Annotated in this window: 20 protein-coding genes, 1 other RNA gene and 1 pseudogene; 10 read left to right on the top strand and 12 right to left on the bottom strand. The window is 41.6% G+C overall.

The window, feature by feature from the left end:
- Window positions 1-29: 29 nt before the first annotated feature.
- Window positions 30-1,433: a glucuronate isomerase gene (uxaC, locus tag F5613_RS02125; RefSeq protein ID WP_179398495.1), complete on the top strand. Its 1,404-nt coding sequence runs from the start codon at window positions 30-32 to the stop codon at window positions 1,431-1,433.
- Window positions 1,434-1,914: 481 nt separating this feature from the next.
- Window positions 1,915-2,235 carry a helix-turn-helix domain-containing protein gene (locus tag F5613_RS02120; RefSeq protein WP_179398494.1) on the top strand — a complete coding sequence of 107 codons (321 nt, stop codon included), beginning with the start codon at window positions 1,915-1,917 and terminating at the stop codon, window positions 2,233-2,235.
- 228 nt (window positions 2,236-2,463) lie between these two features.
- Here F5613_RS02120 and F5613_RS02115 read toward each other — a convergent pair whose 3' ends face one another.
- A complete protein-coding gene (locus F5613_RS02115) occupies window positions 2,464-7,563 on the bottom strand; it encodes a DUF3320 domain-containing protein (RefSeq protein WP_455639249.1) in 5,100 nt (1,699 codons plus the stop codon).
- 550 nt (window positions 7,564-8,113) lie between these two features.
- Between F5613_RS02115 and F5613_RS02110 the strand changes: the two genes are divergently transcribed.
- Window positions 8,114-9,274, top strand: coding sequence for an ISAs1 family transposase (locus tag F5613_RS02110; protein WP_179398492.1), 1,161 nt, complete (start codon window positions 8,114-8,116; stop codon window positions 9,272-9,274).
- Here the strand turns inward: F5613_RS02110 and F5613_RS02105 are convergent.
- The 5 genes from F5613_RS02105 to F5613_RS02085 all read right to left on the bottom strand — a co-directional run bounded on the left by F5613_RS02105 (window position 9,218) and on the right by F5613_RS02085 (window position 13,332).
- Window positions 9,218-9,856 (bottom strand): hypothetical protein, encoded by a 639-nt coding sequence (locus F5613_RS02105; RefSeq protein ID WP_179398491.1) that lies wholly within the window; start codon window positions 9,854-9,856, stop codon window positions 9,218-9,220. The genes F5613_RS02110 and F5613_RS02105 overlap by 57 nt on opposite strands.
- A 250-nt stretch (window positions 9,857-10,106) precedes the next feature.
- Window positions 10,107-11,084 (bottom strand): IS982 family transposase, encoded by a 978-nt coding sequence (locus tag F5613_RS02100; protein ID WP_455639057.1) that lies wholly within the window; start codon window positions 11,082-11,084, stop codon window positions 10,107-10,109.
- Between the two features lie 153 nt (window positions 11,085-11,237).
- Window positions 11,238-11,732: a helix-turn-helix domain-containing protein gene (locus F5613_RS02095; protein ID WP_139376633.1), complete on the bottom strand. Its 495-nt coding sequence runs from the start codon at window positions 11,730-11,732 to the stop codon at window positions 11,238-11,240.
- Between the two features lie 345 nt (window positions 11,733-12,077).
- Window positions 12,078-12,596: a hypothetical protein gene (locus F5613_RS02090; protein WP_179398490.1), complete on the bottom strand. Its 519-nt coding sequence runs from the start codon at window positions 12,594-12,596 to the stop codon at window positions 12,078-12,080.
- A gap of 508 nt (window positions 12,597-13,104) precedes the next feature.
- Window positions 13,105-13,332, bottom strand: a complete 228-nt coding sequence (locus tag F5613_RS02085; protein ID WP_179398489.1) for a DUF4248 domain-containing protein — start codon at window positions 13,330-13,332, stop codon at window positions 13,105-13,107.
- 239 nt (window positions 13,333-13,571) lie between these two features.
- On the opposite strand from F5613_RS02085, the gene F5613_RS02080 reads away from it, so the two are divergent.
- The 3 genes from F5613_RS02080 (at window position 13,572) to F5613_RS02070 (ending at window position 15,079) form a co-directional block, all read left to right on the top strand.
- Complete coding sequence (locus tag F5613_RS02080) at window positions 13,572-14,003, top strand: HU family DNA-binding protein (protein ID WP_179398488.1); 432 nt, start codon at window positions 13,572-13,574, stop codon at window positions 14,001-14,003.
- 100 nt (window positions 14,004-14,103) lie between these two features.
- Window positions 14,104-14,565: a glucosaminidase domain-containing protein gene (locus F5613_RS02075; protein WP_179398487.1), complete on the top strand. Its 462-nt coding sequence runs from the start codon at window positions 14,104-14,106 to the stop codon at window positions 14,563-14,565.
- Between the two features lie 190 nt (window positions 14,566-14,755).
- On the top strand, window positions 14,756-15,079 hold the full coding sequence (locus tag F5613_RS02070) for a hypothetical protein (RefSeq protein ID WP_179398486.1): 324 nt from the start codon (window positions 14,756-14,758) through the stop codon (window positions 15,077-15,079).
- A gap of 315 nt (window positions 15,080-15,394) precedes the next feature.
- Here F5613_RS02070 and F5613_RS02065 read toward each other — a convergent pair whose 3' ends face one another.
- From F5613_RS02065 to F5613_RS02055, 3 genes are all read right to left on the bottom strand, one after another.
- Window positions 15,395-16,405, bottom strand: a complete 1,011-nt coding sequence (locus F5613_RS02065; RefSeq protein WP_179398485.1) for a nucleotidyl transferase AbiEii/AbiGii toxin family protein — start codon at window positions 16,403-16,405, stop codon at window positions 15,395-15,397.
- Complete coding sequence (locus F5613_RS02060; RefSeq protein ID WP_179398484.1) at window positions 16,398-17,003, bottom strand: DUF6088 family protein; 606 nt, start codon at window positions 17,001-17,003, stop codon at window positions 16,398-16,400. Before F5613_RS02060 ends, F5613_RS02065 begins: the two co-directional genes overlap by 8 nt.
- A 212-nt stretch (window positions 17,004-17,215) precedes the next feature.
- A complete protein-coding gene (locus tag F5613_RS02055; RefSeq protein WP_179398483.1) occupies window positions 17,216-17,491 on the bottom strand; it encodes a hypothetical protein in 276 nt (91 codons plus the stop codon).
- A 155-nt stretch (window positions 17,492-17,646) separates the two neighbouring features.
- On the opposite strand from F5613_RS02055, the pseudogene ltrA reads away from it, so the two are divergent.
- Window positions 17,647-19,053 (top strand): annotated as a pseudogene (gene ltrA / locus F5613_RS02050) (group II intron reverse transcriptase/maturase).
- 111 nt (window positions 19,054-19,164) lie between these two features.
- Here ltrA and ssrA read toward each other — a convergent pair.
- From ssrA to F5613_RS02035, 3 genes are all read right to left on the bottom strand, one after another.
- Window positions 19,165-19,563: a transfer-messenger RNA gene (gene ssrA, locus F5613_RS02045) on the bottom strand.
- A 58-nt stretch (window positions 19,564-19,621) separates the two neighbouring features.
- Window positions 19,622-20,533, bottom strand: a complete 912-nt coding sequence (locus F5613_RS02040) for an alpha/beta hydrolase (RefSeq protein WP_179398482.1) — start codon at window positions 20,531-20,533, stop codon at window positions 19,622-19,624.
- A gap of 28 nt (window positions 20,534-20,561) precedes the next feature.
- Window positions 20,562-21,341, bottom strand: a complete 780-nt coding sequence (locus F5613_RS02035; RefSeq protein WP_179398481.1) for a glycoside hydrolase family 16 protein — start codon at window positions 21,339-21,341, stop codon at window positions 20,562-20,564.
- A 136-nt stretch (window positions 21,342-21,477) separates the two neighbouring features.
- On the opposite strand from F5613_RS02035, the gene F5613_RS02030 reads away from it, so the two are divergent.
- The 3 genes from F5613_RS02030 to nikR are packed head-to-tail and all read left to right on the top strand — an operon-like array spanning window position 21,478 to window position 25,148.
- A complete protein-coding gene (locus tag F5613_RS02030) occupies window positions 21,478-23,217 on the top strand; it encodes a DUF6057 family protein (RefSeq protein WP_179398480.1) in 1,740 nt (579 codons plus the stop codon).
- Between the two features lie 11 nt (window positions 23,218-23,228).
- A complete protein-coding gene (locus F5613_RS02025; protein WP_179398479.1) occupies window positions 23,229-24,686 on the top strand; it encodes a TolB family protein in 1,458 nt (485 codons plus the stop codon).
- A 60-nt stretch (window positions 24,687-24,746) separates the two neighbouring features.
- Window positions 24,747-25,148: a nickel-responsive transcriptional regulator NikR gene (nikR, locus tag F5613_RS02020; RefSeq protein WP_079683879.1), complete on the top strand. Its 402-nt coding sequence runs from the start codon at window positions 24,747-24,749 to the stop codon at window positions 25,146-25,148.
- Window positions 25,149-25,227 lie beyond the last annotated feature (79 nt).

The raw sequence follows: 25,227 nt of genomic DNA, 5'->3' as shown, positions 1-25,227 counted from the left end.
CATATTTTCGTCCTTAAACTTATCATTGTATGAACACATTTTTGACTGCCGATTTTTTACTTAAATCGGATACTGCGAAAGCGCTTTACCATAATCATGCGGCCAAGATGCCGATAATCGACTACCACTGCCACCTTAATCCGCAGCAAGTAGCCGAAAACTATGGATTTGCAGATCTCACCGAGATCTGGTTGGGAGGCGACCATTATAAATGGAGGGCCATGCGTGCCAACGGCGTTCCGGAAGAGTACATCACCGGATCCAAACCATCTTACGAAAAGTTTATGAAGTGGGCAGAAACCATGCCCTATACCCTTCGTAATCCGCTATATCACTGGACGCACCTTGAATTGAGCCGCGTATTCGGTGTAGATAAGGTGCTTAATCCAACCACCGCCCGCGAGATATATGATGCGTGTACGGCCAAGCTTCAGCTTCCCGAATTCAGAGCCCTGGGCATCATGAAACAAATGAACGTTGAGGTAGTCTGCACCACAGACGATCCCATCGACTCCCTTCAATATCACAAACAACACCGTGATAATGAAACCGGTATAAAGATGCTTCCAACCTGGCGTCCCGATAAAGCCATGGCGATAGAGAGCCCCCGGGTGTACAACGAATACCTCGATAAGCTGGAGGCAGCGGCCAACGTAAACATCACCTCCTATAACAACCTGCTGGAAGCCCTTCAGATCCGTCAGGATTTCTTCGAATCGATGGGCTGTTGTGTGTCCGATCACGGACTCGAAACCTTCTGTGCCGAACCCTATACCCAGGCAGAAATAGAAGCTATTTTCCTGAAGGTACGCGAAGGGAAAGAACCCACTGCCGCCGAGGCAGCTAAGTTCCGGTCGGCTTTGCTGTTCGAATTCGGACGGATGAATGCACGCAAGGGATGGGTACAGCAATTCCATATCGGAGCGATACGCAACAACAACCCCCGCATGTACCGTCAGCTGGGTCCCGATACCGGATTCGATGCCATACACGACGTGCCCGTGGCCGCAGCCATGAACTGTCTGCTGGGTAATTTGGATCTGGAAGGAATGCTTACCAAAACCATTGTGTACAACCTCAATCCCCGCGACAACGAACTGATGGTTACCAACGCCTACAACTTCAACGACGGTACGGTACCCGGCAAAATGCAGTACGGGGCCGCCTGGTGGTTTCTGGATCAGAAAACAGGCATGGAAAATCAGCTCAACGCCCTTTCGGCACTGGGCCTGCTAAGCCGTTTCGTAGGGATGCTCACCGATTCGCGCAGTTTCCTTTCGTACCCCCGTCACGAATACTTCCGTCGTATCCTGTGCAACCTGTTGGGTTCCGAAATTGAAGCGGGTGAGATACCCGTATCCGAGCTGCCTTTCGTAGAGCAGATGGTAGAAAACATATCCTACTACAATGCTAAAAACTACTTTGGATTCTGATAAAATAAAAGAGAGCCCGACTTACAAGAGCCGGGCTCTTTGCGTGTGTAAATTATATAGTATCAGAAAAGTGATCTAAACAAAGAAAGCCGGTCTTAGAGAGTAAGACCGGCTTATGTAATTAAAATCCAAACCTTATTCTCTCGAACCAGGGTCAGCGAACACTATTTAGTATAAAAAAAACTTCAATATAAATGCAAGTGGAATGTTAACATTCTGCTTACTTAATATAAAAACAAAGTAAGATCCCAAAACGTTTAGTAAAACATTAAAAAATCGTATAAAAAAATATTAATAATGTGATAGTAATCAATGGGATATACTATTAATTCATGTATTCTATACAATAATAACTACCTTTTTAAAAGATTTGTTCAGGAAGACGTTATTAATGATCTCACTATTGAAATATCTATATTTTATGCTATATATTTGATGTTATTATAGATTTATCTATATTTGTAAATCTAATATTGAGCATATGTACAGCGATATTTATGAAAAGTCCGGATTTGAAATAATCCGTGAGCTTGGTAAACGGTACAGCGACTACCGCAAGCGGATGGGGTATACTCAAAAAGAAGTTGCCGAAAAATCCGGATTGAGTGTCTTCACCATAAGCTCTTTCGAGAATGGCTCTTCCACCGGAATCACCTTCTCCTCTTTCATACGATTGCTTCGGGCGATCGACTGTCTGGACGAAATTGAAAAACTATTGCCCGAACTGCCCGAAAGTCCACGGGCCATATTTATGAAACAAACTAAAAATAGTAAGACAGCAAAGACCTTATTGAAGCCGTAACCAATGCCATTGCTAATTTTGAGACTTACCCAAAAGACCTGGCTATTGACAACCACTTAATAGCAACCATGAAAGCCGATTTTGTGAAGATGTAACTGCAATGACCCCTATTGATGGAGGTATAACCTTCGCCTTTCGTAATTTGCTCTACATTTTTTATTGCGTTGCTATTTCGTTAATAGTTTCTTGTTATAATCGTTAAACCAGGCACTTTTTAATTGGAATTACTTAACACAAAATTATTCTATCGTTTTCCAATTTTGCAAATCCTCTTTGAATCGCTTTATCTATACCTTGTTGCATTGAAGATTCAACAATATTACCTAATCGGGCAAAGCCAAATAAGCGTGCAGTCTCACGAATTAGATCCTCACGAGATAGGCTGATTTGTGCCTCTAACACTTCTCGTACAGCAACGCTTACTTCCTCAGGGCATATATCGGCAGCATTTGTCATATAGATACGATAATTCATATAGTCTTTCGGATCTTGATCATTCTTCCAGAAATAACGACCCTTACCAACTCCTGTAAATTTAAGATTCATTCTGTCAAATATCTGATTAAAATGCTCATCAATTCGACTGCCTATACGTGATATGCCCCACATCGAAAGGACTCTTCGGCATAACTGATCTTTACTTATTGGAGCTTCCAAGGCTATAACATCTGATATCTGACTTTTAATTAAATCTTTCCAATGTTCAAATGTAAACTCTTCGGGTAAAACTCCACAAAATTCAACAGGAAATATTGAATATTCTGCTCTATAACTTATTGCTATTTGAGGTATTTCAATTGATAGTGGTTCAGGTTCGCTTAATGACTCGCTCTCAACAAGGTGTAATATTTCATCTTTTTCAATCTGATTTATTGGGACATCATTAATTATTTGAATTATTTCAGAGATAACCTTATCTTGGTTTTCTATCCAGTCTATTGCCCAGACCCGATGAATATTCCAACCTAACAGTTTAAGAACATCTTGTTGAATAATCTCTCTGTCACGGACGGTTTTTGCCGCTTTATATGAGGTACCATCACACAATATACCTAACACATATTCAGATTTATTCTCGTTGCTTACAATTCCAATATCAACCCGATAACCTGAACAGCCAATATTCGTATGGACATCATAACCATACTTTCGTATTTGATCTGCAATTACATCAACTAGAGATTTTCCTTTTATATGATTAGAATATGGATTTATGGAGATCGTTTTTTTGCCTTTCTCAGCAAATTCCAGGAATGCTTTCAGACCAGCAACTCCCTCTGAAGATGTACGTGCTAAATCAATCTGTTCGGCTCGTAGGGTAGAAAACACCTTCATTTCGTAACGTGCACGAGAAACGGCAACGTTAAGTCTTCTCCATCCTCCATCACGATTAAGCGGACCAAAGTTAAGGCTAACCTTACCTTCTTTATCTGGACCATAACCAACCGAAAAAAGTATTACATCGCGCTCATCGCCTTGTACATTTTCAAGATTTTTGATAAATATTGGTTCCGGCGAATTGATAGCAATAGATTCAAGATGTGGATTTTTTGCAAAAGCATCTGTCAATAAATCTTCTATTAATATTTGTTGTACAGAACTAAATGTAACTACACCAATACTGTATTTTGATAATTTTCTATCAGATAAACGAGCTAAAATTTCACGAACTACAGCATCAGCTTCAGCATAATTTTTACGACTTTTACCCTTATCATAAAATCCTGCGACAGGCTGAAATGTTACTTTACTTTTTATATCGTCTGGAGAAGGGAATGTAAGAAGTTTATTTTCGTAATATTGCGAGTTGCTAAATGCAATCAAACTTTCGTGTTTGCTTCTATAATGCCATAAAAGATGATTTGAAGGCATTGATAGAGCTAAGCAATCATCTAGTATGCTTTCCAAATCTTCCTTGTCCAGATTATCTTCGTCAATATTATTCGAAGAAAAGAAGTTGGTAGGTGGCATCTGTTTTGGGTCACCCACTACAATTAGGCTGTTGCCTCTGGCAATAGCACCAACAGCCTCGCAGGTTGGCATCTGAGAAGCTTCATCAAAAATAACTAAATCAAACTTGAAATTGTCGGCATCAATATATTGAGCTACAGACATCGGGCTCATCAGCATACAAGGGTTAATACGCGTTAGCAGTGTTGGTATTGTATCAAAAAGTTTGCGTATAGAAACACCACGTCCATTATTACGAATATTACGTTGTAAAATTCCAACTTCGGAACTCTGAGATGCTTCTTTGATAAAGGAGGGTATATTAGCTGCTAATTTTGCAAATAACTCATCACGTGTAAGTTTTTCAAACCGAGAGGTTAGCTCCTTAAATTTACGAATTTTATCCTCAAATATTTTACCATTGAAATTTGCTAGTATTGGACTTGAATCAATCGTATAATTAATGATGGATTTATATAATGCTTTGTCGAATGCGTTAATAACTTGTTTAACATCATTGTTGTCTATATAATTAACAAATGCCTCTAAACCAACTTCTTTAGCCTGCTGTTTAATTTGATTCCAATTACACCAATCCCTAAGTAGCTCCAGATTAGCTAATAATCTTTTAGAGGTATCAATATTTATATCAATCCAATTTTCAGATGTTTTGATGTTTATTTCTCCTTTCTTGGCCAACATTAAATTTATATCTGATAATTCGTCGAAACTGTCAACATAAGTCAACAGCTTTCCTTCATGTAAGGCAAGAAAGGAATCACTTCCTTGAGAAAGATTATCTGCCAGCAAAATTCGTAGTTGTAAACCAATAGATACATCAGAAGCAAGACGTGTTAATATTTCAGATATTGTCAATGCAGAACTACATATTTGTTCTAGCTTTAACCAATTCTCACTTAGCATACCAGTCAAATCGGCATAATAGGCTTTTTTGTTTTCAATAAATTGTTTTTCAGTCTGATATTGAATAATATCTAAAAGTGTTTGAGGTATTTTTGTTTTATCAATCTGTCCGCTTAAAGAAAAGCCCCGCAGAGTTTTTGCAATTTTATTTTGGATGAGAAGTTTTGGTAAAAACCACTTTGATTGTGATGCATTCCACTCAAAATGAAGTTTTTGTGCGCCAATATCAAAAAACGTATTGGAGTAATGTTTACTATATTTATTTTTGATTTTATCTCGTTCAATACCATGTGGTATTGTTTCTCTAACATGTTTAATAATGTCATAAAGATTCCTCGTTTTTAATAAAGGACTCGGAATATCTCTATTGGTCATTAATAGCCTGCATAGTTTACTCAAATCATTATGCATTGCATAAGTGAGATTGTTTTGATTACCTCCAAGTAACTGGATGATGCTTTGTGCTGATGATTTAAATTTAGTTAGAAGTATGAGTTGTTGTGTTAATAAATCTCTTAGCTCAGTTTTTAAAGTCTGTGAATAGTTTGATGTTTCAATCTCGCGTAAAGGATGTTCAACTATTGAATTAAATAAATCAGCAGCAACCTGCATCTGTTCAACGATATCTCTCCACTGTTCAAGTTCTTGACCACTTAATTCTGCTACTATATTATCTTGAAATTCAAATGTAGATGTGTTTTCTGCAACAATACTATAATTGTATAAAGCATCATAAAGAGAAATGCCTGAAGATAGTTTTTTGTGTAATTGCTCGACATAGCTACTTAATTCTTTTCGTAGCATATGTAAACGCTCAGACTCTGCTTCAAAATTTTCTGGAGAAGATCTACGAATGATTTCTGTCGTCGCTTTTAGCTGCTCAAGAACTGTTGTTTTCTTTGATTTATTAGAGTGTAGTTCCAAACAAAATGGAGCAATGCCAATATCCGCCAATCTTTTTTGTACAACAGAAAGTGCTGCCATCTTTTCGGCCACAAATAATACTTTTTTACCATTATAGAGGGCATCAGCAATTATATTTGTAATAGTTTGCGATTTCCCTGTCCCAGGAGGTCCATGCAAAATGAAGCTTTTACCAGTACTTGCGTTACACACAGCCTCCATTTGATAAGAGTCGGCACTAATTGGTAAAGCTACCTCTGCAGGTTTGAAATCCTTATCGAGATTAAATTCTTTATTTTCATCAGCTTTCCACTCAATCATTCCTGTAATAAGGCTTTTTACAATCGGATTTCTACATAATTTATCGGCATTGTTGTGAATATCATTCCACATTATGAATTTACTAAAAGAGAAGATCCCAAGTATAGCCTGATCTTCCACATCCCATCGTTTTTGGTTCATAATCCCTTTACGAATGGTATTTAATACCAATTTAACATCTACACCGCTATCATCTTTAGGTAAAACATCCAATCCTCCTATATTAATTCCAAAATCTTGTCTCAACATTTCAAGAAGGGTCACATTCATCATAACCTCTTCTTCTCTAGAACGAATAACATATCCTCGTGCAGCCGATTTGCGAACAATTTCGATGGGTAGTAATAGTATAGGAGCATAGCGGGGGCGTTCACTAGTATTTGTTTCATACCACTTTAACAAGCCTAAAGCTAGATATAATGTATTTGCTCCATTCTCTTCGATTGAAGAACGGGAGCTCCGATATAATCCTGTAAGCGAATGATTTAATTCTGTCTCTGACAAATAAGAACGAAGTCTTTTCTGCGTCAGTTCTTGCTTTACTAAATCAATAATCGGATCTGTCTGGCTGATTGATTGGTATATACCCGCACTCATTATATCATTATTCCAGTCCGAAGGCTTAGGTAGTACGGTAAATTCTTTTCCGTCTGCAAGTGCGTCTTCAAGTAAATTTATATTTACTGATATTAATTGTAGTGTGCTTTTAGTCAATCTAATATTAAGCAGGTTATTTCTGAGAGTAAGATCTAATAACTTACGTTCCCAAAGTCTCTGTTTGGTTACATCAATCTGACTTATATCTATACACCTATCTTGAGAAATAGATTCAGGATTGTCATTTTTACGAAGACTAGGAGTGGACTCTATTATTTTAAATTCATTTGATCCAATTATTCTTTGAGGTAGAGGTCGGATTGCGGCAAATCGACACCTTTTAATGTCAATTGCAAGCACAAATTTTGAAGGATCATTCAATAAATCTTCTGCAACATTCAACGCTGAGTCAAAATTTATATTTTTACCTGCATTCATGCAAGTGGTTTCAACTACTGCTACCTCGTTAATTCCTTTCGCTATGCGTTTTGTAAGTATGGACACATCGTCATTAATACCATCGGCAAATGTGTCGTCTATCAACCATCCTCCAGCAAATGCATGACCTTGTATAATAATTATAATTGGGTTAATTCCGACAGCCTCTAAACATGAGGCATAAAGGAGGGACATATCCAGGCACGTTCCCAGTTTGGCAGATAAAATAGTGTCGCACATCCTAATTCGCTGACCTGTCAGTTCATAGCTTGCAGGAGGAGTACTATATACAGGGCAGACGCATATTATTTTAGAGCTAAAAGAGTAAGGATTATTACTTAATGTGTATATATATAATGCAGATATTCAATATATTAAACATAGCATATCTGACGTTCATAATTTATTGTATCAAAACATCGTCAATTTAAAATAAGATTAAAATAGCCATATTTAATATTAATCGTACATATTGTATGTGATAAAATTTGCTTTAAAAATAATAACCGTCTCTAAAAATTGGATGTATCTTTTTGCTACGACAACTTTGTTAAGTTAAAACTTTAATCAGAATATTTAAGTTCAGTTTGAAGTCATATTGACATTACTAAAAAGAGCCCAAAAACGGTAATTACAACTACGAAAAGAAAGATAATAAATCTTCAAAATAATCACTTAAACTCATTGATATCTCAGTAAAAAATCGTATATTTACCTTATTATCAATAGTTTAAATACATAAAATATGACATTGCTTGCTTTTGCTTCAAGTATCGAAGATTATCGTTTTGACAGAAATAAGGTTCACTCTGCAGAAACTATTATTTATATTACGTTAGCTGCCGTTATTTGCGGGGCCGAGACATGGAATGAAATAGAAGACTTTGGTCATTGTAAAATTGATTTCTTCTCTCGTACGATCCCTTCTTTTAATGGAATACCCTCACATGATACATTTAACCGATTTTTCACAGTCTTGGATACCTCATATTTTGAAAATCAATTCAGAGAATGGGTTAAATCCATATGTGGCAAGTATAAAGGCGTGGTTGCTATCGACGGCAAAACAATATGCGGAGCATATGAGTCTGAAGAGGCTAAATTATTCAGAGGTACCTACTTAAAACCATCGAGTCCCAAATATAAACTTCACATGGTAAGTGCCTGGGCCGCAGACAATGGAATAAGCCTTGGACAAATCAAGACAGAAGAAAAATCCAATGAAATTACCGCTATCCCCGAACTATTGGAAGCATTAGATATTAAAGAGTGTATAATCACTATTGATGCTATGGGATGTCAAAAGACAATAGCATCTAAAATAATAGACAAAGAAGCTGATTACGTTTTGGCTGTGAAAAACAACCATATGCATTTATACAAAGAAATAGAACATTTTTTCACCATTTGGAGTGCTGAGAAGCCCAACCGGGTAAGCGTTTACGAGAAGAGCGAGACTGGACATGGTCGTTTGGAAAAAAGAACTTGCATAGCCTGTGACAACCTATACTGGTTAAATACTAAAGACTTCACTCAATGGGCTGGTTTGAAAACATTTGCCTGTGTCATTACAGAGCGTACCGTTCCAGGCGAAAAAGGCCCTCGTAAACAAAAAGAAACCAGATACTATATTTCTTCATTAGCTTTAGATGCTGAATTAATCGCTAGTTCTGTCAGAAAACACTGGTCTGTGGAAAATAATTTACACTGGCAATTGGATGTCTCGTTTAATGAAGATTACGGAAGAAAGAAGAACAATGCTGCCGTCAACTTTTCGCTTGTCTCTAAAACAGCTTTATCTATGTTAAAGCACTATGAAAGTAAAAGTAGCATTGCTCGCAAAAGAAAATCAGCAGGATGGTCTGACGACGTTCTCCAAAGCATACTTTCTGTGGAGAAATTTTAATGCGTCTGCCCTGGTACTATATACAATATTAAGCTCTGCTATAGCTTCATATATAGCCGCCATTTGTTTTTTTACTCGGTCTGGATTGCGACTTTGATATTCATCAAGGGATGGATTACTAGTCCATTTATCTAAAAACTGCGATGCACGGTGAAGAATTGTCGAAATGAATGGGTAGTTGGGGGTTACAAATGCAGATAGCATTTCAGGTAAAACTGCTACTCCTGACCATTGATCGAAAGGTAGTATTTCTATTGGATGTTTTTTTGAAATAATATCCTCTCCATTTCTTGAAATAGATATTATTACTTCTCCGGAAACCTTTTCTGTAAGTTCTGATAGATATTTTACAGAAATTATTGGCTGTAAATCTTTAATCTCAATCGAACTTTCATTTGGAATTCTATCAATAACTCTTTCTGTTGTGTCCGTCAAGAGCGGACTAAACATTACAACAATTCTAATGTTGTTGATCTCCTCTGTATTTTCATTTATTATAAGAAGTTTTCTAATAACAGGAACGTGATTCTGCTGCATCGCAAAATTAACTACCGGGCAATAAGTGAGGTCAATATCCAACATAGTATTAAAATTATCTGTGATTAGTCAATCGTCATAAATATGGTTTCAAATAATAGCTATCGATATTATGTAAATCAAATCAGCAAATCATAAAAAAAGATGATTGAATCTTAAAAACGGGGGGTAGTTATTTTTTATAATAAAAACCTGCTTGATGATTGTACTGTCATGATTAATACAAAGATAGTTTATTTATGTGTATATTGATTATTTATTTATATTAAAATATATATTTAACCCGTTGGCGGAATTAAATTAGTGCATATTTAATTTGTCCAATGGGTTTGTTATTAATCTTGTTTATATATTGAAGGATTGTAAGTGCACTAATTTTCCCCGTAATTCTGGTAAACAATCCTTCTGTTTGTTTTGCGTAATTTCTGATTATCATAAATTGATCGCATAATTGTGCAAAAAGCGTTTCAACCCTTTTCCTTGCTTTAGCAAATGGACTAAATACAGGTTTCCAATCTTTTTGATTCGACCGATATGGAACTTCCAACTTGATATTAGCTTTTTCAAATAAATCAAGTTGTATGGCTGCTCCAATATATCCACGATCACCGATGATGGTGCAATTCTGAAAGTTACACTTTACGTCTTTCAAATAATGAATGTCGTGAACACTCGCCTTTGTCAGGTCAAAAGAGTGTATGACACCGCTCAACCCACAGAGAGAATGTAATTTATATCCGTAATAATGTTTACCCTGTGAAGCACAATAGCCATAATTGGGAGCTTTATCATAATTATTCTTTCCCATTTTACAACGTTTTGACCTTATGGGACGACAGACTTCAATTGGCATAGAATCAATACAGAAAATAGCTTCTCCACCATCAACTTTTGATGCAATTCTTTCACGCACCTGATTACATAAGCCGATAGTGAGCTTCCTGCGATCATTATATTGACGACGGGATATGAGAGAAGAAAAATTATCTTTGTATTCATTTAATTTAGAAAACAAAAAGCTTTCACTATCTATACCTATTGATTCGGCAGCAAGGCTTAAACTGATCACTTCTAAGTCAGAGAACTTCGGGACGACTCCTCTGCGAGGTATATTCCCTTTTTCGTTTACTAAATCAGCAGAAAACATCTTGCATATATCAAGAAATTTAGCGAATATTGCATATAAGTTGTGCATAATTGAGCTGTATATTAATAGTTTGATCACCATTAAAATGCTAATAATCAATGATATGCACAACTTATTTCCTGACATTTTTTAGTGAATTAATTCCGCCAACGGGTATATTTATTATTCATGCAAAATTAAAAGCAACCGGTCGGGGTATTATGAATTAAGGTTTTGTTATGTTTACCAGACCGATACTTTTTAATTTATGCATTTTCGTGGGTGATCCCCGTGTTACTTTCAGTCATTACTCATAAAATCTAAAATGTGTCCTTTCAATGAAAACGTGGTGTCTGACGCTTCCGTTTCTCTCTCTTTCTGTCTCTTTTTGTCGGATTTCCCTTCCATCGCATCCTTCTGTCTGGGTTTGCCGGCGATGGAATCGTAGTACAGTATCCCGATGTGCGATATGCCCATCTTGTTCTCCACCTCAATGAGGTAGCGTTCTTTGAGTCGGTTTAACACGTCGCGGACTTTCCATACCGAAAGGCCGAAGATTGCAGCTATTTCCTCTTGAGAGCAGATTACTTCCCCTCTGTGGCATGTAAACTGCTTGTTGTCCCGGATTACCGTGCCGGTGGCAAAGTAGCTTCTGGAAAACAGGAAAAGATAAACATTGGCCAATAGCTGTTCTAGGGCATTGGACCCGTAAAGGTCGTTCAGCACTTTTCGTGGTACTCTGATGTAGCCCGACTCCAGCAGACTGTCCAAATATTTTAGTTTAAAATTGCTCATAACGTTGATATTTAAGTGTTTAACAAATAAGGATCTTCTGGTTCCCCAAAAACCGCAGGCCAAACCGCAGGTCTTTTCCCTGCATTGATGCGGGTTTGGAGGGTGTCCACCGCAGGTCAAACCGCAGGCCCTATATTAATATATAAAGAATATTTCTGTATAAGGCTACGCTTTAAAACCGTAAATCCGTTGCCGCTGCAACTCAGGAACCACCGACAAAGAACAGTTAAAAGATTGGATAATAAAAAATGGAAGATTCTCATATTTTTAAAAGTTAAATCCCTTTACTGATGCGGCTTTTGGAGAAAAACGATATGAGATTGCTTTTTCCTTTTTCAGCCATTTTCATCCGGTTTCTTTGTATGTTATACTAATCATATTTTCGATATTTCGAATCAGGTTTATCTCTTTGTTTTTCTTGAATTTATGTAGGCAGTTGTAGATGTGTGCATCTTTTGCGTTGAGAACAAAATTGGTTTGCAAGAAGCTTACCATTCTGTTTATGGAGCAGTCTCCAAACACTCCGTCGCCCAGCAGCTGAGATACGCAATAGTAGAGTAACATCCTCTTATTACGTGGAATATGGATCGGCTTATTGTCTGCTTCCGTGCAAACATAGCTGCTTATCTCTTTACCGAACTCAGCCAAAAAGCCGGTAGAAAGCTGCTTCCAGTGCCTGGAGGTGTGCTCAGTGTTTTCGAATGCCCAGGAGATAAGCCGCAGGATGATTCTCTTTTTCAAGCGGATGTCCGTAAAGTTACTTATACGCTCTTTGAGGTGCTTCAAAGTAGGCTGATTCTGATTACATATTTTGTTGATCAAAACGAAGCCGTAATCGTCTTTATTTAATATAATTTCACACATGGCCGGAGATTAAAGGTGTATTTTAAGTATTATTGTCATATTGAAATTTATTCTGCATTAGCACATGCCTGTGTTTTAGTTTTGTAATTTTCTCATTTTTAGTCCACTTTTCAGCATTAAATAGGGACTGTTTACGACCGATCGGGCAATTCCGCTTCTTGTTCCGTGAAGCTTTTCAGCTTTCAAAAGGACATAGGAGAGACTTTTTACTCCATTTTCTTTTGTTTCCCAAAGCAGTATGGAGTGATTTTCTACCTAAAAAGGACTAAAACCAGAGATAAAAGGAAGGTTTCCCGGTGATAAGAGAGGTGTTCCATAGAGATAAAAGAGCGTTTTTGAATGATACCTGATCCTGTTTTCAAAGATATATGTTTGACAAATCAAAGATATAGGAATGAACTTTCAAAGATATATGAATGAAACTTCAAAGATATATGATTGGAAAGCCAAAGATATAGGATTGAAAACGGATGGATACCTGTATTTCAGTATGCTCTTTTAGGGGTGCTTAAGGTGGCCCGATGCAATCGAACAGCAGGGAGATTTGTTTGGGACTGAACCGTCGTTGCCCTTTTTGCCATCCAGTCTCATGCAGACGGGGAATAAGGTTAGGATGCCTTAGCATCCAGCGAAGCAGCTGTTTGGTGGCAGCCGAAAGAGAAAGAGTGGGTGAGTACAATTGGCTGAGTTCAGACAATGAGTAGCTCTTGACAGGAATTTCTTCTGTGTTTTTCATCCGTATTTTGATTGCGATTATCATAATCAAATATACGTATAATTATTTATATTGGCAAATTATTGAGGAGATATTTCGGAAATAAAAGTATCTTTTTTGCTGATTTCGGACATATTCTCCCATAAACTGCACTAACTGCACATAGGTGTCTGTTTTGCGCAAACAGGCAGGAGGGTGGATGTATCTTTGCATTGTTACGTAACGAAAAGATTTCATTAACCCTTAAAAATTAAAAGCGTATGTCACTAAAATTTTCACTTGTGCACCGTAAGGATATGACCAAAGGTGCTCCTGCCGATCGCAAATTGTATTATGGTTTAACCCGTGTTTCCATCCGATTGGACCTGGAGAAGTTGTGCGATGCCATCGCCTCGCGAAGCACTGCCAGCCGTGGCGACATCAAGTTGGTGCTTGAAGGTCTGATCTATGAGATGTGTAGCAAGCTAACTGAAGGGTACTCTATTTCCCTCGGCACCTTTGGTACCTTCCGCATCACCAACGGTTCGAAAGGAGTTGCCACTCCGGAAGAGTTCAACGCCAGCATGTTCAACAAAGGACGCATCACCTTCAGTGCCGGAACGATGCTTCGCGGTGCGCTGAAAGACCTGAAGTATGAGAAGATGCAGGTGGTAACTGTGGAAGAAAAGTGCGATAAAGAGCACGTTTATTAATCCCTCATTGTACCCCCGGATACCGGTGCCGGGGGTGCAATTTTGTATGCACAAATCTCAATTTTGAATTACAAGATTTAGAAACAAACAAGATATCAATATGCTGAAAGAAATATTTGTACAGAGTTATTACCCCCAGGTAAAAGAGGCGGGAATAAAATATGGCATTAACCCGGTGGTGCTGCTGGCCCAGATCGCCATCGAAACAGGGTGGGGCGAATCGGTGCTGTGTAAGGAGCACTTTAACTTCGGAGGGTTGACAGGCTTCGGTAAACCGTCTGAGTTCTGGCCGGGTACCAAGGTGCAGCTTTGTGAAAAGGGCCTTACCTACCGGAGCTACCCCGATGCCCGCAACGGCATCCTGGATATGGCCCGCCTGCTGCGCTCATCCTATGCCTCTGCCTGCAACGTAAGCAACGTTCCGGCCGCCTATGCCCAGGAAATAGCCTACAGCCGCTACATCAGCGAGGTAAACGGCGACAACCGCGATAATTACAAGCAGCTTTTGGTAAAGCTCTCGGTAACCATCAGTAAGCTGATAGCGCTGCAGTTTCCGGAGTAAATACAAGAGCCTTTATTTATTATTGGTACACCTTATTGAAGAAGTACCCGGATGGCATACATTACTACTTTGGTAGCATACAAATATCAATAGAAGTTCTGTTTTGGGAATAGATCCGTCTCCAGGATGGTGCTTCCCTAAGCATTAAACAAACGATTCTCAATACTAACCCCTTAAAACAAACAGAAAAATGAAACAAGTAAAACAGATCATTGAATTTATTTTGGTAGTGGCAAGCTGCTTTTTTCGGAAAAGGAAACAGCCGAAAGTCCACCCTCACGTTCCTGAAGATCCTTACCCTCCTGGCTCTTGTAATGGAAGAAAAGGAGATTGCCCTGGCTGCACTGGGTGTAATTGTGACCCTCAGTCAGCGCCCGCCACCGGATACCCCGGTGCCTCCGAGCAATATGGAGCCGCCAACCTGCTTGGCTGGTGTTTGATAGCGGTAGCCGGAACCAGTTACCTGTATAAGTTGCTGGTTAAGGATAAAAAATGGCCGGGATATGTAATATAATAAGGTTCGCGCAACGCGCAAATAGTTTAATAAATGAATTATCCAAATTAACCGGTCTGTTTCGCAACATTGTATAATTAGTTGCGAAATGGACGGCTAATCATTATCTTTGTAACGGAAATTTAAAGTGTTCACCGGTTTTTGGAGATGCCGGTTGTTTTATAGAGAGAAAGTCCGGCTCGTGAGAGTCGGACTTTTTGCATAATTATTCATAGCATTGTGTGATTAACGTAAAAAGATGTGGATATTAATTACTAATTTTATAGACATCGACATATTTAATTATGAATACTAAAGAAAGGGAGCGGATAGCTTCTATCGTTTAGCAGATCTGAACCTATCTTGAAGTTCAGATATAGCTATCAATAGTTTTTCAAACGAAGGTTTCTTTCCGTAAATCATAGATTCCTTCATTGCTTCATAATCAACCTTCCATACGTCAAGTATATCTTCTCTTGGAACAAGTTGCAATCTCCTGCGTACATCTGGCGTATAGTCCATTTCCATAACAGAAGTGTAAATCTCTCGGTGATGGCGAATGGATTCCCACAATACGTCATCTTTAACAGCATCCTTGGCAAAGTCTTTATTCATCATCACGTACAGATCATACAGATGGCGACTTTTACGTTCAGCCTTCATGCCATGGCCAGGAATAGAAAATAGCTCATGAAGCAAGAAAGCCTTCTCAAGGAATGTCTTTGCGAGAATAGCTGTGTAAATGGCGCTATCTTCTAATGGGGCAATAGGGAGGCTTTCTGCGATGATGCTCTTGATATGTATTGCCTCAGTTGGTTCAATTAACGAACGCGCACTCACTTCCAATACAATATCAGGACGAAGATATCCAAGCCCCTCTTCAAAGACAGACTTATAACGAAGATAAACTTGTCGTGGCTCAGGATAGGTGTTGTCGCCTTCTCCGTTAGGTTGAGCCTCGACGGTAATAAACGAATGTAGTCCCAGTTGCTCCAGTTTTTCACAAATCATCGGGGTTAGCTGATCGAGAACGAAGAGCGACGATGTCTTGCGTAATTTCTTGATTTGTTTTTTCGTAAGATCGCCCTCTTGAGCACCAAGAAATACTGGATCAACCGCAAGGTCAATATCCTCAGAGAATCGTTCGATGAGTTTCCATCCTTTGCTTAGGCTTGTGCCGCCTTTGAAAACCAGGTGTCTGGCAATCGGCAATGAGAATAAGGACTGTAAAATGGCTGTTACCCAGAAGTCCTTCTCTATAACCTGAGAAGGTAATCCAACTTTATGTGCAATTGATTCAAAGACACTTTTGCGCTGTGAGTCTGATAACACGAGAAACTTATTCATATAGACTAATTATTAGTTCCCTTACCTTCGATGTCATTAGTTTGAGGTCTGCCACCTGAAGACGAGGGTTTTCATTTAGTTTTGTCTTGATAATCGATATTTGTTCTTCCGTCAGGTTTTCCACTTTCCAGTCTTTTAAGGCTGTTGTCAGGAGGAGTGCCAGCTGACTACGAATGGCAAAATACCTGGGAGAAGAATGCTTGAACTTAATGCTTTTGCCCTCACCAATATTTATGGTGCGTGATACTCCATTGGTAAGGTAGACAACATTCATCGGTATCTGCTGAGTAAGTCCAAGTTGATATTGCGCATAGAGGCCTGTTGGTGCAATCTTGGCGCCATCTCGTTTAGCCATAGCCCCTGCAATATCTTCAAGCGACGGAGGCACAGGACCAAGTCCATACACCTTCTCAATCTTAGGGTAGCAATAGATACCGCGTGCAGCACGAAGCATCAGACCTTTTTCGGTTAATCGTTCTAGTGCTTTATTGACTGCATTCCGATTTCCATAAGAAACGAAGTCACTTACAAAGAATATTGAACCACGCCCGCACTTCTTTGCTTTGATAAGTATCATGTTTTCAATAGTTTCAACCATAAAATAAACGGTTTCTTGTCGCGAAATAATATGTTTTTTACGACTGGAAATATACTGATTATTTTCTAAAGTGCAATCAAAAGTACAAGAAAACTGCGTTATTCATGCAATGATTTACAATGGAATTAGTGTAATTGGCGGATATGATACTGTAACGTTGGAGTCTTTAGTTGCGAATGGACATAAAAAAGAGTGTAATCTGCGGTTGCTGATTACACTCTTTTGTTGTTCGCCCAGCACGAACGTATTCTAACGGGTGTAAGTCCCCAACGCGCCCTAACAGCGGGAAGCGTCCAGCCAACGACAAGGGTGTTCATCGCGAGGTGTAATCTGAAGGAAGTCTTCGGCAAAGATCTGGCCTGACGAACAGAAACTTGATACCAAGGCTCACGAGTGTGGATTAGTTTGCAATACAAAACAAAGTCCGATAGCTGTTCGGAACACTTGGAGTAAATCAAGCAGGTATAAGATTGAAAGAATACGTCCATAACTGGGGAGATCTCACGGGCGAGGTCATCCGAGCAGTAACAACGAACCGTGAGAAGTCAGCAGAGGTCATAGTAGCCGGGCAAGGAAAAAAAACATCGACAACCTGGTGAAGGACTGAACTTTAATTAAACTGGAATTATTACATTATTACCAAATGGAAGAAACAATGCAGCAAACAACAGAATCTGTTGGCTGCCATCAGATGAATAGGACGGAATCCGAAGGGTATGATGGAGCGCAGACTTTTATGAGGATAATAGGTGAAAACCTAGTGGAAGTGCAGATAGGCACAACCAATTTGTTGGAACTTATCCTGAGTCCCGAAAACTTAAATCGATCTTATCGGCAAGTAATAGGGAATGACGGATCCGGAGGTGTCGATAAGATGGGAACGAGCGAACTGTTGCCATACCTAAACCTCCACAAAGACGAATTGATAGAGCAGCTACTAAAGGGTAAGTACCGGCCCAATCCGGTCCGTCGTGTCGATATCCCCAAGGACAACGGCAAGGCACGTCAACTCGGTATCCCTACGGTTGTTGACCGGTTCATCCAACAGGCTATAAGCCAAGTGTTGATACCGATATACGAACGAGAGTTCAATGACAACAGTTTTGGCTTCCGCCCAAACCGCAGCGCCCACGATGCGCTGAAGCGGGTGCAGGAATATGCAGACAATGGGTATCATTACTGCATAAACCTTGACTTGGAACGATTCTTCGATACAGTAAACCATAGCAAGCTGATAGAGGTGTTGTCACGGACAATCAAAGATGGACGGGTAATTTCACTTATCCATCACTATCTCAAAGCCGGCGTAATGGTTGCTCATAAGTATGAATCAACCGAGGAGGGAGTTCCTCAAGGGGGTCCGTTAAGCCCGATTCTAAGCAATATCTTGCTGAATGAGCTTGATAAAGAGTTATCTCGCCGAGGTCATCCATTTGTCCGCTACGCAGACGACTGTCTGATTTTGGTTAAAAGCAAGCGAGCCACAGAACGAGTACGAGACAGTATATCCACCTATTTAGAGAAGAAACTCTTCCTTAAAGTGAATATGGAAAAGACCATCATTGGAGATGTTCGAGGCATGAAATACCTTGGCTACTCATTCTACTGAAGGTCCAAAGGCAAGTGCGGTCTACGCACCCACCGTACAAGTCAAGAAAAGTTCAAACGCACGCTCAAACAAATAACCAAACGAAACAATGGAAAAGGTTATGCATGGCTAAAGCAACGATTGTCACAATACGTACGAGGCTGGCTAACTTACTACAGTTTAGCAGACATGAACCAATTTATCCAAAAGACGGATGGTTGGTATCGTCGCAGGCTAAGGACGTATATATGGAAGAGTTGGAAGAAAATCAGCACCAAATCACATAATCTCCAGAAATGTGGTATAAACAAACATCAGGCTTGGCAATGGGCTAATACCCGTAAAGGATACTGGCACATAGCCAACAGCTGGGTGCTGCATCGGGCAATTACAGATGAGAGTCTAGACCGAGCAGGTTATCCACAAATAATGAGATTATATCGCCGTCTGCATCGTAATTAAAGAACCGCCGTATGCCGAACGGCATGTACGGTGGTGGGAGAGGTCGGAAAACAAAAGTAGGAAGAAAACTACTTTTGTTTTCCTCCTACTCGATTGCCTGCTGGCTCTCTTGGGTGGAGCTGGAGAGATTCGAACTCTCGTCCAAACGAGGAACTAATTTGCTTTCTACATGTTTATCTTCGCTTAAATTGTCGGGGAGGAGCAAGACCGAAGCCACCAACTCAACCCTTATCCTCTATGTTTCGCTTGCGATCCGAGGCATCCCGCAAACTATCTCCGATATTTCTGCACCACCGGGTCGGACCGCTTCGGAACAACAGCATCCGGGTGATGTAACGTCCCCACAACTGTTGCGGGGATTAAGCTTTAATCTACTATACTTCGATTAAGCAGCGAGAGCGTAATTATTTTCGCCAGTTAAAATTTTGTTGTCTGAGATTACAGTGCAAGCCAACCACGCACTACATGCTTACAAACCACTTCTGCCCGCTGTCAAAACCGGTCAGCCCCTTGATTTGCGGTACAAAGATACGAATAATCTTTGTACCGCGGTATATTTTATCCTAATTTATTCGCTAAGATCGCCTTCGGCCTCTGCAGGTTCGATAACCCCCAGTTCCATAAACCACTCTTCGGCACGGTATGGCCACTCGTTTACGGCATTTCCCGTGTCGCGCAAACCGTAACCATGTCCGCCTTTGCTGTACAGGTGCATCGTGGCAGGTACTCCGGCCTCTTTCAGTGCGTAGTAATAGAAAAGGCTGCTGTTGATGTATGATTTATCGTCTTCGGTCTGCACCAGCATGGTAGGAGGGGTTTGGGCTGTTATCTTCAGCTCCGGAGCGATGCTGAAGTTTGGTCCGTCCAGGTAGGCCGGATAAACAAGCAGACAGAAGTCGGGTTTGCAGCTCACCTTATCGGCGGCATCCACCTCCGGATAGGTACGTTTATCATAACTCGTGCTGGCCATCGCCGCCAGGTGAGCTCCGGCAGAGAAGCCCATCACTCCGATACGCTGCGGGTCCAGGTTCAGCTCTTCGGCTTTGCTTCTTACCAGGCTGATGGCACGTTGTACATCCTGCAAAGGTGCCGTGTGTTTTTCGAGCCCTGTACGGCGGGGTACCCGGTATTTAAGTAATACGGCGGTAACACCGATCTCATTCAGCCATTGGCAGATTTCGTCTCCTTCGAGGTCGTACGCCAGAATCTCGTATCCGCCACCCGGACAAACAACCATGGCCGCGCCTGTGGCCACTTCGTCGGAGGCTGGGTATATGGTGATGGTGGGATCGCTTACTCCCGAAAGGCGAAGTACGGAAGCGCCTCCCACTTTCCCGCCTTCGGGCAGTGCCTTTTCAATCAACTTGGTCTGCTCGCCGGGAGCGCCCTTGGGAAACAACTGGATGGGTTTATCCTGCGCCATAATTGAACCTGTAATAAGATTAGTAATCAACAGGAAAAGTAAATTTCCTTTTTTCATAACGAGTTTGTTTTAGTAGGATTTATGTTTAGTTGTAATAACGTACCCAGTCTACATAATATTTAAGCGGGAATATACTGTTGTCGATTCCCTGAGATCCTCCCCAGGCTCCTCCCACTGCCAGGTTGAGCAGGAGATAGTGGGGCTTGTCGAACCGCCAGTACTCGGGCAGCTGATCGTCTTTGCGGTAACTTAAAATCAGTTTTTCGTCCACGAAAAAGTCCAGCCGGTCGGCATACCATTCCACGGCAAATACATGAAATGCACTGAAGGCATCATTCAGCTTTACAGAATTGCTGCGTATCACTGCTTCGGGATCGCGTTTGGATCCGGGGGTATGTACGGTGGCATGGATGCGCAGCGGATCGTAACCCACATTTTCCATGATGTCGATCTCGCCGCATTCGGGCCAGCCCACGGTGGATCTGTCGGTTCCCATCATCCAAATGGCAGGCCAGGATCCTTTTCCGGTGGGTATCTTGGCGCAAACCTCGATGCGGCCGCGGAAAAATTCCATTTTGCCCAGGGTGTTGATACTGGCCGAAGTGTATGAAAAGGTGTCTACCTTTTCCTTGTGGGCCGTAATTACCAGACATCCGTTGGATACATACGCATTCTTCTTATTCCGGGTGTAGTACTGAGCTTCGTGATTCCGGATATACCCCGTCTCGTAGTCCCAGACTGCCGGGTCGGGCAATCCTTCGTAATTAAACTCTTCAGACCATGCCAGCTTGAGCTGCTGATTGTATTGAGCCTGCAGCGGCAGCAAACAAATTGTACAAAAAAGAAGGAGGATGAATGGTTTCATAAATCATGTAATTTGAATACGAAGGTAAGTATCTTATTTGATTTTTACAACATATTGAAAATAGATTAAATAATCTGCCTGTAAGTTTTTAAGGCTTATTAAAAACCAGTACATTTGCAACATAGATGATAATACCATGAAGCACCTAATCTCTTTCCGCTGGCCTCTGGTGGCGGTATGCTTGTTTGTTTTTTTACAGCTTTGTTGCTCGTATCACTTTTATTATATTGAACAGAATCAATTGTTTCTGTTTACGACGGATTACTTTCTTTCTGCGTTGAAGGTTCCGGGCGGACTTACTGTATATATGGCCGAGTGGATCACGCAGTTCTTTATGCTTCCCTATGCAGGTCCGCTGGTGGTGTCGATACTACTTACATGTACCGGTATGTTGTGCGAAGCGTTGTTCAAACGCCTGAATGCGGGTAAATACGGATTTGTATGCAGTCTTTTCCCCCTGGTTTCGTTGCTGTTGGCTCACTTTAACTTCAATTATTATACCCAGGGTACGATGGCTTATCTCTTTATGCTGGGAGCCTTGTATCTTACGTTACGTATTGCCGATGCCACCAAACGGCTTATTGCGGCTACGCTGGTTGCGGTGGGCCTGTTCCTTTTGTCGGGTTCCGTTGCCATCCTGTACGCCCTGTGTCTGTTTATGATAACGATTCTGAACCGTACAAAGCGTTGGTATCTGTTTGCATTGCCGGTGACTGTCACTTTTGTGCTGGCCCTTGTTTCGGTACGCTTCGCCTGCTTTGGTCACTACCGTTTTGCCTTGCTGCCCGATGCCTATTACCATCCGCAATCTCTTCCGGTGGCGTCAATCTATATATCCTGGTGGATCCTGCCTTTCCTTTTGCTTGCGGTAAAGCTGTTGAGCAGTAAGCAGCAGGGGAGAACCATGTGGCTCAAGCAAGGGGTGTTAGCGGCTGTTCTTGTGGGCTTCACCTATTGGGGCATCCAAAGCTACGGCGATTTTAAATCGGCCAAACTGAAAGAGCTCGACTTCTATGCCCGTACGCAGCAATGGCCTAAAATTATAGAGGCATGTGAGGGGAAAGTGACCAACCTGCTTTACATGAACTACCTGAACATGGCTTTGGCTCATCAGGGAATGTTGGGCGACCAGATGTTTGCTTTCGACCAGCGTGAACCCAGAAGCTTGATGGTGAACTGGAACAAGACTGCGGAGGTGTCGGCATTGCTCAGCGATGTGTACTTTGCCATAGGGGATATTGCCTCTGCTCAGGAGATGGCCTTTGAAGGAAATGTGGCGGTACATGGATATGGGAGTCCCCGTATGTTAATGCGTCTGGTGCAGACCAACCTGATATACGGTGCTTATCCGGTGGCCGAAAAATATATTTCGCTGTTGGAACATACCTTCTTCTACGATAAATGGGCCGGTTCGCATCGTAAGTTCCTGGGGAATGATGCATTGATCGAGCAGGATCCGCTGCTTGGGAACATGCGTCGCTGCCTGCCGGATACAAGCCGGTTGGTTGCCTTAAACGGTGCCTTGGCCGATTTGGAGACTGTGGCTGTGGCTAATCCGCAGCACAAGGCTGCCTTTCAGTATCTGGCCGGAGTATGCCTGCTTTCCAAAGATCTTGCCAAGTTTAAAGAGTTGATAGATAAGTATCATGGTACGCCGGTGTTGCCGTCGCTGCCCGTTCCTTACCAGGAGGCGGTGATTGCTTTTGCCGAAAAGGATACCGCCTATTGGCGCACCCGGGGTGTTACCCAGGAGGTGGTGAGACGTTTTTCCGATTACAAACGCCAGGTGGTGGCCAACCGTAATTATCCCAATGCAGCCGACCTGCTGGCGGGATCGTACGGAAAGACCTACTGGTATTTTTATATGTTCAAATAACCTGTTTAATTATGTATAAATCACTTTGTATCGTATTAAGTTCGCTATTGGTAGGCTGTACGGAAACAGTCACCGTAAGTAAACAGCTGGCCGAATTGCCTATTATTGTGCCCGATTATAAGGAGGTGACCATCCCCGCTGCCATTGCCCCTCTGAACTTTGAGGTAAAGGAGGCTAAGGGGGATGTGCAGGTACGGTTTGCCTCGACAACCGACTCCTTCGAGGTGGCTGCCAACAAGGGCCGGATTGAGATTCCCTCCGGAAAGTGGGAGGCATTGCTAGCTTCGGCCACGGGTAAAAGCATCACGGTGCGCATATTCGAAAAGCAGTCCGAAGGGTGGGTGGGGTACGCTCCGTACACCATGCAGGTGGCTCCCGAGCCTATCGATCCCTATATTGTGTATCGTCTGATCGAACCGGGGTATGAGTTATGGAACAAGATGGGCATCTACCAGCGCGAACTGGCAACCTACAGCGAGTCCGCTATCTACGAGAATAAGATGACCGACAATAACTGTGTGAACTGCCACTCTTTCTGTATGCAGAATCCCGAAAAGATGCTGTTCCACATGCGTGCCACCTATCCGGGAACGATGATAGTGGATGGCGGGAAGATAGAAAAACTGAATACCAAGACGCCCGAAACCATCTCGCCGCTGGTGTATCCTTCGTGGCATCCGTCGGGCAAATACGTCGCTTTTTCGGTCAACAAAACCCAGCAGTCGTTTCATTCCAATAGCCGGAACCGCATCGAGGTGTACGACCTGGAGTCGGATGTGGTGGTGTACGATGTGGAGAAGCACGAGATTGTAACCTCCTCGCGGTTGAGCGGCAGGGATGCCTTCGAGACCTTCCCCACCTTTTCGCCCGATGGGAAATCGCTTTACTATTGTTCGGCAGAAGCCAAAGAGATGCCCGCCTCTTTCGAAGAGGTGAAGTATAGTCTGTGCCGCGTGGACTTTGATCCGGAGAGCCGTTCGTTCGGTGGGCAGACCGACACGCTGTACAACGCAGCCGTGAACGGGAAAAGCGTATCCTTCCCCCGCGTATCGCCCGATGGCAAATACCTGCTATACACCCTGGCCTCCTTCGGTAACTTCTCCATCTGGCATGCCGATGCCGATTTATACATGGTGAATCTGCAGACAGACACTCACGAGCCTCTTACCGAAGCCAACAGTCCGGATGTGGAAAGCTATCACTCGTGGTCGTCCAACAGCAAATGGATTGTGTTCAGCAGCAGACGGATGGACGGTCTCTATACCCGTCCCTTTATTGCCTATATAGATGCACAGGGAAAAGCCTCCAAGCCTTTTGTGCTTCCGCAGAAGTCGGCCGACTTCTATCTGGATTTCATGAAATCGTACAATATCCCCGAGTTCGTTACCGGTAAGGTAAAACAGCAAAGTCGGGAAATCGCCCTGCATGCTAAAAACGATAAGGGAACAGACGTAACGTTTTCAAAATAATTTTTCTATCTTTAACGCCGATAAAATAGCTTCGGCGTTAAAGATAAAATTGAAAGGATCATGTCATTAAAACGTTTTGGCGTATCACTGGAAGACAACCTGCTCGAATCGCTTGATAAATTCGTAACAGACAATGGGTTTGCAAACCGTTCGCAAGCCATTCGTTTCCTTGTGGAGAAGAATGTGGCGGAAACCAAATGGCAGTGCAACCATGTTGTGGCAGGAACCATCATCATTATGTACGACCAGCTTAAAAAGGACATCGCCCTGAAGATAGAGCGTGTTCAGCAGCAATATAAAGATGTTATTTTGTCGTCTTCACAGTATTACCTCAATCAGAATTTTTGTCTCCATATCGTAACCGTGACCGGAACTGCCCAGCGACTCACCGAGTTGTCGGACGGGTTGATTACGATTAAGGGCATCAAACATGGTAAACTGGTGATGAGCCGGGCGGACTGACGTCCTTTTTTTTAGCCCTGCGGTAACACCTTTTTTGTTTAGCGTGTTACTATTCTATGGAAAGTTGTGTAAACATTAA

Origin of the sequence: Macellibacteroides fermentans, from assembly GCF_013409575.1 — a bacterium.
Taxonomy (GTDB): Bacteria; Bacteroidota; Bacteroidia; order Bacteroidales; family Tannerellaceae; genus Macellibacteroides; species Macellibacteroides fermentans.
This window is presented reverse-complemented; position numbering and strand designations above follow the sequence as displayed.